9 protein-coding genes are annotated in these 9,852 nt (G+C 71.3%); 2 read left to right on the forward strand and 7 right to left on the reverse strand.

Translation table 11 applies throughout. The annotated features are described in order from the left end of the window. Positions 1 to 663: 663 nt before the first annotated feature. From ACIA77_RS28560 to ACIA77_RS28575, 4 genes are all read right to left on the reverse strand, one after another. The gene (locus ACIA77_RS28560; RefSeq protein WP_395889079.1) at positions 664 to 1,488 is read right to left on the reverse strand and encodes a hypothetical protein; all 825 of its coding nucleotides are present in this window, start codon (positions 1,486 to 1,488) and stop codon (positions 664 to 666) included. After that, a complete protein-coding gene (locus tag ACIA77_RS28565) occupies positions 1,485 to 2,054 on the reverse strand; it encodes a SigE family RNA polymerase sigma factor (RefSeq protein WP_395889261.1) in 570 nt (189 codons plus the stop codon). Before ACIA77_RS28565 ends, ACIA77_RS28560 begins: the two co-directional genes overlap by 4 nt. A 122-nt stretch (positions 2,055 to 2,176) precedes the next feature. After that, positions 2,177 to 2,530 carry a DUF952 domain-containing protein gene (locus ACIA77_RS28570; RefSeq protein ID WP_395889080.1) on the reverse strand — a complete coding sequence of 118 codons (354 nt, stop codon included), beginning with the start codon at positions 2,528 to 2,530 and terminating at the stop codon, positions 2,177 to 2,179. A gap of 100 nt (positions 2,531 to 2,630) precedes the next feature. Next, entirely contained in the window at positions 2,631 to 3,506 is an 876-nt protein-coding gene (locus ACIA77_RS28575) for a DUF5926 family protein (RefSeq protein WP_395889081.1), read from the reverse strand. A 76-nt stretch (positions 3,507 to 3,582) separates the two neighbouring features. Here ACIA77_RS28575 and ACIA77_RS28580 point away from each other — a divergent pair, with 76 nt between their 5' ends. Further along, a complete protein-coding gene (locus ACIA77_RS28580; RefSeq protein WP_395889082.1) occupies positions 3,583 to 4,737 on the forward strand; it encodes a cytochrome P450 in 1,155 nt (384 codons plus the stop codon). A 4-nt stretch (positions 4,738 to 4,741) separates the two neighbouring features. On the opposite strand, the gene mca is transcribed toward ACIA77_RS28580, so the two are convergent. Next, complete coding sequence (mca, locus tag ACIA77_RS28585) at positions 4,742 to 5,539, reverse strand: mycothiol conjugate amidase Mca (protein WP_395889083.1); 798 nt, start codon at positions 5,537 to 5,539, stop codon at positions 4,742 to 4,744. Then, positions 5,536 to 7,101, reverse strand: a complete 1,566-nt coding sequence (locus tag ACIA77_RS28590) for an MFS transporter (protein WP_395889084.1) — start codon at positions 7,099 to 7,101, stop codon at positions 5,536 to 5,538. Before ACIA77_RS28590 ends, mca begins: the two co-directional genes overlap by 4 nt. 94 nt (positions 7,102 to 7,195) lie before the next feature. On the opposite strand from ACIA77_RS28590, the gene ACIA77_RS28595 reads away from it, so the two are divergent. Continuing rightward, complete coding sequence (locus ACIA77_RS28595; RefSeq protein ID WP_395889085.1) at positions 7,196 to 7,792, forward strand: TetR/AcrR family transcriptional regulator; 597 nt, start codon at positions 7,196 to 7,198, stop codon at positions 7,790 to 7,792. 584 nt (positions 7,793 to 8,376) lie between these two features. On the opposite strand, the gene ACIA77_RS28600 is transcribed toward ACIA77_RS28595, so the two are convergent. Then, on the reverse strand, positions 8,377 to 9,390 hold the full coding sequence (locus ACIA77_RS28600; protein ID WP_395889086.1) for a DUF4328 domain-containing protein: 1,014 nt from the start codon (positions 9,388 to 9,390) through the stop codon (positions 8,377 to 8,379). Positions 9,391 to 9,852 lie beyond the last annotated feature (462 nt).

The raw sequence follows: 9,852 nt of genomic DNA on the forward strand, positions 1-9,852 counted from the left end.
GAAGTCTTCAAGGCACTCACCAGCCACAACACCGCCCTGCCAGCCCCGCCACCGGCCGCCGAACCACAAGCGGCTTGACGCATAGGAGCATCGCTTAAGTCCGGAACCCACGCAGCCAAACTTCGCCGGCATGAACCCACGCACGACGCCCACGCGACCGCGACACGCTCTGTGTACAAAACCGCGCGGATGCTAGCTGGGTCCGGCCCATCCTGGGCCGCCCAGGCAACCACCCTCAAGGCGCCAGTCAGGGCACCCGGTAGTCAGCCGCAGCATGTCGGACCCGCCAAAACTCGGGCCCAAGTCCGAACACCACGCGCACGCAACACTGCCGACTCCAACGCTGGGTTCGACCCAACCGTGGGTCGGACCCAGGCAGCCGTCCACAGTCGCGAACAAGATGGCGGCCTGCGGCCATCCGCGACACGTCCGCCTCAGCAACCCTCGGCACGGCTCCGCAGATCGGGCAGCTGAAATTTGGCCGAGCCCAACACTGGGTCGGACCCCATCAGCCATCCACAGCACTCGGCGGCCGGAAGCGGCGGGGTGGGTCGGACCCATCGCCAGGTCAGACCCACCCGCCTGTCCACAGCTGGCCGAAAACGAGGAAACCCGAGCTCTCCCCCTGTGGACAGCCCGGGTTCCTCGCGAAGCGCCGGCAGGTCAGGCGGCGCAGGTCTGGTTCGTGGCGCGGACGTCGACGCTCGACACGGAGCCGTCGTCGGTGAGGGTGAAGTGGTAGGCGCCGTCGCCGGTGGGGGCGACGAGGCCGTCCGACGAGGTGGCCGTGTCGGGGTAGGCGGCGGTGACGTCTTCCTTCGCCGACCCCGCGCCGACGCCCTCCGGGGTGTGGGCGGCGCCGTCGGGCTTCACCACGACCACGCCCTCGTCCCCTGACACCACCGCGGTCGCGGCGGGCACACCGTCACCGGCGACGTCGTAGTACGTGCAGCCCGCCGACTCCTTCACCGGCGTCAACGTCAGCCCCTGGTCGGTGAGCTGTTGCTCGGTCATCCCCAGCTTCACGTTGCCGAGCCCATCGGCCGTCAGCAGCGGTCCCTTCGTGACCTTCGCCGGCGTCGACCGAGGCGGCGGAGGCACGGGCGCGTGGGACTTGCGTGGCGCAGACGCCGGCGCGCCCACCGAAGCCGGCGGCTCCTGAGTCTGCGGCCCCGGCGCCGGCGCCCCCACCGAATCCTTTGGCGAGGCCGACGAAGACGGCGACACGTCTGTCACCGTCAACGAAGACGCGGTCAGATCGGCCGTCCCGGTGGCCGCCTGGAACTTGACCACCGCGAGCCCACCCGACACCACCGCCAGCGCGCACACCGCACCGGACGCCGAGATCAGCACCTTCCGCCGCTGCCGACGTCGCCGGGCTCCCGCCACGATCGCGGGCGCTGCATCGGACGCCGCTTCGACGCCAAGCCGCTCGTCGGAGAAGAGGGCGCGGAGCCGCTGTTCGAGCTCATCCTCGGAGACGTTCAACCCGCTGCGCTCCCTTCCCCGTGCTTCAGCTTCGTCCGCAACGAAGCGATGGCCTTGCTGGCCTGGCTCTTCACCGTCCCCTGGCTGACCCCCAGCGCTTCCGCGATCTCGGCCTCGGACAGTCCTTCGTAGTAACGCAGCACGACCACCGCGCGTTGCCTCGGCGGCAGATTTCGCAGCGCCTGCCACAGCGGCTCGTGCTCGAACGGGTCCGCGGGCGCGCACTGGCTCGTCTCCGGCAGGTCCGCGACGAGGTTCTCGCGGCGCGTGCGTCTCCAGCGGCTGACGTGGGCGTTGGCCATCGAACGCCGCGTGTACGCGAGCGGGTCGCCGGTCTTCTGCTGCACGTACGACCACCGCGCGCCGATCTTTTCGAGCACGGTCTGCACGAGGTCGGCGGCGTCGTGCGGGTTGCCGGTGAGGGCGTGGCCGTAGCGCAGCAGCCCGGGGAGGCTGGACTGCACGAAGTCGGCGAAATCGGTGAACACCCTGGGCTCGGGCACGGCCCGGGCGCCCGCCACCCACGCCGGATCTCCGCCCGCGATGACAGGTGCCGCTGCCGTCACCGTATCGCCCCCTCCCCGGATGGGATCGCCGAGCACCGCGTCCTCGTCATCCCCCACACGCATGGCAGCCCCCCGCAGGTTGTCCGGCCGTCACCACTACTTTCCGCGACGGGTCGAGCAGCTCAGCGCACAGAGAGTGACTCAGGCAGCTTCAACGAACCGTCCGTGCCAGCTGGGAAATCGTGTACCGACGCCACAGCGTTTCGCGAAATCGGCCCGTAAACGTGGGGGAACAAGATTCCGTCGGGGTGCGGCGGGGCGCCCTCTTCCCAGACGACGCGCGCGTCGACCTTCACCGGGTCGATCTCGAGCAGCAGGAGGTCGGTGCGGCCGCGGTACAGGGCGTTCGCCGGCAGCGACACCGTGCCGGGGTCCGAGCAGTGGATGAACCCGATCTCGTCGAGCGACGGCGCGCGGTACTCGCCGTCTTCGGGGATCGCGGCCCACTCGTCGCGGGAGCAGATGTGGAGGATCACGGCCGCGATCGTCTCATCGCTGGGTCCGACCCAGGTAACGGATTACCCAGCTCTGCGCTGTGGAAGTTCGAGACCGAACTTCCACAGCGCGAGAGCGGGGTCAGCGGATCGTGAGCTGGCGTCCGATGAGACCGTCGCGGGCGCGCCGCTCGGCGGCGTTCAGCGGCTCGGTGTCGAGGGACTTCAGCGCTTCCTCGAGGCGGGCGCCGAGCTGGTCCTTGGGCTCGGCCCACTCCCGGGCGTGGGCCTCGGGGTCGAGGTCCCACACCGGGACGAGCAGGCCGTGGGCACGGAACGAGCCAGCGTAACGCGTGCCCTCGCCGAGGCCCAGCGTGCCGGCCGCCGACAGGCGCGCAAGCGCTTGCAGCAGCAGGTTCTCCGGCTCGGGGCGGACCCAGCGCAGGTGCGCCTTCTCACCGGCGAGCACCCAGTACGCACCGGCGCCGAGGCGGTCGGTGGGCATGATCGCGGCGTTCGCGCGCTCGAGCGACACCGCGACGTCACCACTGGCGTCGGCGTCGTCCGGCAGCCACCAGCCGAAGTCGCTGTGGAGCTCGACCTCGAGTTCGGCGGCCGGGACGAGCAGGTCCTGCAGGCGGTTGTGCTCGTCCGCGTCGGTGGGCGAGGTGGTGTCCGGCACGGACAGGACGTCGCCGGGCTGGGCGTCGAGCACCCAGCGCAGCGCGCGGCCGAGGTCGCGGCTGATGTCCGACGAGCGCGTCTGCACCTGCAGGCCGAGGTAGCGCTCCCCGTCGGAGCGGACGAACGCCGCGGCCGCCATGGGCAGCACGGTGGCGAGGGTGACGTCGCCGCCTTCGGCGAGCGTCAGCTTCGCCGTGGCCGACGGGACGAACTCGCGCAGCGCGATCAGCTCCGGCTCGGCCGCCAGGCCCTCGAAGGGCTGGCCGACGAAGACGTCGCGCACCTTCGGCTTGCGGTCCGGCTTGGGACCCTTCTTCCGCGCGCCCTTACCCACTTCAGCCTCCTCAAAGCTCGACGCCAGACGCTATCGAAGCGGGGGCCGCGAGGGACGCCCGGGTTAGAGTCGGCGCGTGTTCGACGCTGCCGATCCCGCCTTCCTCGCCGACCCGTACCCGGCGTTCGCCGCGCTGCGCGCCGAGGGCGAGGTGCACCACCACGATGGGCTCGACCTAGCGATCACGGTCTCGCACTCCGCGGCGGCCGCCGTTTTGCGCCACCGCGGGCTGGGCCGGATCTGGACGGACGCGCAGCCGCTCGAGCGGTTCGCGTCGTTCAACCTGCTGCACCGCAACTCCCTGCTCGAGAACGAGCCGCCGGCCCACACGCGGCTGCGGCGCGTGATCGCGGGCGAGTTCGGGCGCGGCCACGTGCAGCGGCTGCGGCCGATGGTGGCGCGCCTGGCTTCGTCCATGGTGGACACCCTGGCGGGCAAGATCGCCGCCGACGGCAGCGCCGACCTGCTCGAACACCTCGCGCAGCCCCTGCCGGTGGCCGTGATCGCGGAGTTGCTCGGCATCCCCGTCGAGGACGGGCCGCGGCTCGTGGCGTGGAGCAACGCCATCGTGAAGATGTACGAGTTCGGCCTGCCGGAGGCCAGCCGCGACGCCGCCGAGCAGGCCGCGGCCGACTTCGTGGCCTACCTGCGCGACGTCGTGAGCGGCACGCCCGGCGGGATCGTGGCCGATCTGGTGGCGAGCGAGCTGACGCCCGACGAGGTCGTGGCCACCGCGGTGCTCCTGTTGATGGCCGGCCACGAAGCGACGGTGAACGTGATCGGCAACGGCGTCACCGCCCTGCTCACGCACCGCGCGCAGTGGGAGCAGCTTGTGTCCGACCCAACGTTGCTCGACTCGGCTGTGGAAGAACTGATCCGGTTCGACGCGCCGCTCCAGCTGTTCGAGCGGACCGCCACCGAAGCTGTGGACATCGCGGGGTACCGGGTCGAGCGTGGCGCGAAGATCGGCGCGCTGCTCGGGGCGGCCGCGCGGGATCCGAAGGTGTTCGACGAGCCGGACACGCTGGACATCGGCCGGTCGCCCAACGCCCACCTCGGGTTCGGGATGGGCATCCACTACTGCGTGGGGGCGCCGCTGGCTCGGGTCGAGATCGCGGCGGCGTTGTCGGCGTTGTCCACAAGGCTTCCGGGGCTGCGGCTGGCCGGCGAGCCCAAGCGGCGGCCGGAGTTCGTGATCCGGGGGCTGCGGACGTTGCCGGTGACGGCCTGATCGATTACCGGAGACCGGCGAAGAGGTCGTCTTCCGCCGTGGCCGGGGTGCCGTTGACCAGGTGGTAGTCCTCCCACGGCCAGGTGGCGCGTTCGAGGTCGCGGTCGTGGCTGAAGAACGGGTGGGCCGGGTCGGTCTGGGTGGCGTGGGCCTTGAGCGCGCGGTCGCGGGTGGCGAAGTGCTGCTCGCAGCGGATGCGCGTGGTGACGGGGAGCCGGTCGGGCGGCAGCTCGTCGAGGACGGGACCCATCCGGGATTCGAGACCGGCGGCTTCCGTCGCGTCGTGCATGGCCTGGAACCACGCGCGGCTGAGGGTGGCGAGGTAGTAGAGCTTGCGCGGGGCGCCGTCTTCGGTCACGTCGAAGGCTTTTCTGGTGACGTCGTGGGTCCGGATGTGATCGGGGTGTGGATAACCGCCGGTTTCGTCGTAGGTGATCACGACCTGTGGACGGAATTCGCGCAGGAGCTGTGTGAGCGGCCTGGCTGCGTCCTCTATGGACAGTGTGGCGAAGGAACCGTCGGGCAGGGGCTGGTTCAGGCCGGAGTCGACGTGGCCGAGGAACTGGTGGCGCACACCGAGGATCTCCGCCGCGGCCGCCATTTCGCGGCGCCGGATGGCGGGCAGGTCCCTGTGGACAGCCGGGGTGTCGAACGCTGGGTTGAGCACATCTCCGCGTTCGCCGCCGGTGCACGTGGCCACGAGGACGTCGACGCCCTCGGCCGCGTACTTGGCGAGCGTGGCGGCACCCTTGCTGGATTCGTCGTCCGGGTGCGCGTGGACGGCGAGCAGGCGGAGGGTCATTTTCCTGGTCCTTTCGGGAAGAGGGCGGCGGGGACGAGGCCGAGCGCGGACAGGCCGAGCGCCCACGTGAACGCGACGGCGAACGAGTTCGCGTGCAGAACGGCCACGAGCAGCGCGGTGCCGAGCGAGCCGCCGATGCGGTTGACGACGTTGATCGCGGCGGCCGCACGCGGGATTTTGCGGCGGGGCAGGGAGGTGTAGAGCATCGTCATGCCGGGGGTGGTCGTGGCGCCGAGGCCGAGGCCCCTGATGAAAAGCGACGCGGTGAGCAGGGCCGGGCTGGGTGCGTGGTCGAGCTGGGTGAAGGCGATCGTGCCCAGCAGCGACAGGCCGATGCCGGTGAGCATGGTGGTGCGGGGCCCGAGCTTTTCGAGGATTTTCCCGCCGGCGAGCAGGGCCGTGGCGGACCCGAGCGCTTGTGGCGCGAGCAGCAGGCCGGCGGTGAGGGCGGTGGCGTGCTCAGCCTGCTCGTAGTAGAGGGGCAGCAGGAGCATCGAGCTGTAGAGGGACGCACCGAGGAGGAACGTGCTCGCGCTGGCGAGTGCGAAGGGCTTGTGGGAGAACAGGTTCAGGTCCAGCAGGGGCGCGGCGGCTCGGCGGGCGTGGAGGCCGTAGGCGACGAGGAGGACCGCGCCGGCGATCGCGAACGGGGTCGCGCCGGCGGCGAGCCCGTAGCCGAGGGCGGCGAGGCCGGGTGGGAGGAGGAAGAGGCCGCGGACGTCGAGAGGTTCGCGCGGGGCTGTGGAGGCAGAGTTGTTGTCCGCAGATGGGCTCGATGGTTCGGGTGGGGCTGTGGATGGAGTGCCGTTGTCCACAGGTGGGTTCGGTGGTTCGTGCGGTTCTGTGGATGAAGTGTCGTAGTCCGGACGCGCGATCGGCGGAACTGTGGATGGGGTGCGGTTGTCCACAGGGGCCGGCCGGTGGGCTGGACTGGTGGTGGCGAACGCTGGTTGGCTGGGTTCGATCCGCGGTGCCCGGCCGGGCAGGATGCGCGAGCCGAGCGCGAGGGTGGCGAGGCCGAGCGGGACGACGCCGAAGAAGAGCCAGCGCCAGCCGAAGCCTTGGATGAGCGCGCCGCCGAGGAGAGGGCCGAGGACAGGCGCCACGGTGGCCGGCAGGGTGACCACGCCGATCATCCGCGCGAGCTTCGGGCCGGCGGACCGCGCGAAGAGCGCTTGGCCGACGGGCTGCATCAAACCGCCACCGAGGCCGTGGAGGGTGCGGAAGAGGATGAGGGCCGGCGCGGACCAGGCGAAGCCGCACAGGAGGGTGCCGGCGGTGAAGAGCGTGACGGCGCCGAGCCAGACCGCCTTGCCGCCGAAGCGGTCTGTGAGCCAGCCGGACAGCGGGATCGTGAGCGAGGCCGCGAGCAGGTAGGCGCTGGACACCCACTGGACCGTCGTGAGCGGGCTGCCCAGGTCGTGGGCGATCGTGCCGATGCCGACGGACACGATCGTCGCGTCGAGGATCGACAGCACCGCGCCCATGATCAGGACGCCGCCGAGGCGCCAGAGGGCGGCGTCGCCCGGGTCGGCTGTGGATGGTTTCGGGTGAGTTTTCATCGGGTCCCCAGTTGGTTAGGTCGAACCTGAGATTAGGTCGGACCCAATTAGTAGGTCAAGCCTAAAAATAGGTCGAACCTAGTAAGATGTCGGCATGAGCCTGAGAGAACAGAAGAAGCTGGAGACCCGGCAGAACATCTCGCACGCGGCGACGCGGCTGTTCATCAAGCGGGGGTTCGAGGTGGTGACGATCGCGGACGTCGCGGAGGCGGCGCGCGTCGCGAAGATGACCGTGACGAACCACTTCGGGCGCAAAGAGGACCTGGTCTTCGACATCCGGAACGACTTCGTCGACTGGCCGGTGAACCTGGTGCTCGCGGACCCGTCGGTGACGCCGTTCGCGGCGGTGCGGCGCGGGTACTTCGCGGCGCTCGAGGAGCGGAGTGCGCTGCTGGGGTTCGCGGGGATCGAGTTCGTGCGGATGGTGCGGGAGAGCGCGACCCTGGTGTCCGCGCTCGCGCAGATGCACATCGACCGTGAGCGTGCGCTGGTCGCCGAACTGGTCGAACTCGACCGGCGCGACGAAATCCTGCCGCGCGCCGCGGGCGCACACCTGACGTCCGTCCTGCGGCTCCTGTTCGACGACGTCTGGGACCTCACCTACGCCGGCGTCGAGCCAGACGCCCTGGCGTCGAAGGTGCACACCGCGGCGACGAAGGCGTTCGCCCAACTGGAGCCGGCACTCGGCTGACGGTCAGCGAACCGCACTGGTCGGAACGCACGCGGGCCGTGGGTTCGCCAGCTGAGGGCTGGCCACCCGGACCTGACGCGAATCCGGAGGTGACGACCGGCGAAGGAGACTCGGCCGCGAGGTCAGCACTCGATCGACGTGACGACCGCGGCCGAAGAACGCGGGCCGGACGACGAGCGAGACCGTCCGCCGGAGCTGGCGCTCGGCTGACGGTCAGCGAACCGCGATGGTCGGAACAGGCGGGCGCCGGACGGCCGATGGGGCGGCCACCGCCGCGGGTCGAAGCGAATCGGGCAGCCGACGACCGCCGAATCGGTCGCGGGCCCAGGGAGCGACCGATACTCCGCCGGCGGTCGAGGCACATGGGTCCCGCGACGAGGGACCGCGGCGAACGCTGTGGCGCTGAGGCCAGCGGGCTGGACCGACCGGCTGATCGGTGGAGCACAGACGAGATCCAAGTCGCCAGCGAGCCGCGCCGACCGGCGCACGAGTACCGGCCGGAACGCACGGGCGAACCGGCCGGCCACCGAGGAGCCGGAGCGAATCCCGCAGCCGACAGCCAGCGGATTCTGAGCGAGCGGCGATCAGCGAGCAGCGCCGACGGGGCGGGCCGTGTGGAGTTCCGGGGCGGGGGCGCCGTCGACTTTGAGGACGCGGAGGGTGCGCAGGCGGTCGGGGGCGATGGGCATGAGCAGGTCGGAGAAGCGGCGGATGACGAGGGCCGTGAGGATGGCCAGGGCGGCGGCGGTGACGTCGGTGATCGCGACGAGGACGACGCTGTCGGCCATGGCCTGGACGCCCGGGCGGAGGCGCCAGACGACCGTGACGGCCAGCATGACCCAGTTGACGATCCACGCGGCCCACCAGAGGAGGACCAGGCGCGACGGCTTGGGGCGGTCGTCGCGGGGGCGGCGGAGGATGGAGTGCTCCAGCTCGCTGACCACGGACAGCGCGAGCGGCAGGTTCGCGATCGGCACGAGCACGCCCACGAGCACCTGCCAGACGGGCCGCGCGGGCTCCACTCCGGACTCGTCGGCGGCCGCGTGGCGCGCGACGATCAGCCACCACACGGACAGGCCCGCCGGCAACAGCGACAGGATCGTGGTGAGCAGCCCGGCGGTGACGACGAACGCGTCGGAGAAGCCGACGACCGACGTGCTCAGTGCGGAGTCGCGGCTCTGCACCAGGAGGGCGTAGCGCCAGACCTCCGAGCCCGCAGCGGCGAGCGCGAGGATGGCGAACGCCCAGAGGATCGTGCCGAGGCTCTGCGCCAGGACCGGGATCCGGTCGATCGGCCGCACCTCGCCGGACGCCGTGCCAGGCACCGCAGTCGGGCGGCGCCAGACGAGGTTCGGGAAGCCCCAGCGCGGCGGGACGGGGTAGGAGGGCGGGCCGTCGTACGGCTTGGCCGCCACCGCGCGACGCCGGGGCACCGCGCCGGGCGGCGGCGAGGCGACCCACTTCAGCCGTGGGCGTGGGCGTTGCTGCCGCGGGGCCGGGTAGTGGGTCGACGGGTCGGCGCCGGTCCGGTGGACCTGCCCCTGCGGCGCCGCGGTGAACGGCTGCGGCGACGGCGGTGTGAACGGCGGGTACTGCACTTGCCCGCCAACCGGGGCCCGCCCGAGGCCGGCCGGCGTGGCGCCGTGGGGCTGGGCGTACGGATTGCCGCCCTCGGGCCCCGCGCCGAAACCGTTCGGCGGCTGCTGGCCGGCGCCCGGCGGGGTGTGAGGACCGCTGTCGGGGCCTGCGCCATAACCGTTCTGCGGGTGGCCAGCGTACGGGTTGCTCTGCGGACCTGCGCCAAAGCCGTTCTGCGGGTGCCCCGCACCAGGCGGGGCATACGGATTTCCGCTCTCCGGTGCGGCGCCGAAACCGCTTTGGGGCTGCTGGTTAACGCCCGGCGGGGCATACGGATTGGCGCCCTCGGGCCCGGCGGCGAAACCGTTCTGCGGGTACTGAGCACTGCCGGACGCGGCGTGAGGGTTGCCGCTGTCGGGCGCGGCGAAGCCGTTCTGGGGGTGTTGGGCAGCGCTGGGCGAGGTGTGCGGGTTGCTCTCGGG

Source organism: Amycolatopsis sp. NPDC051903 (genome assembly GCF_044452505.1).
In the GTDB taxonomy this organism is placed as follows: domain Bacteria; phylum Actinomycetota; class Actinomycetes; order Mycobacteriales; family Pseudonocardiaceae; genus Amycolatopsis.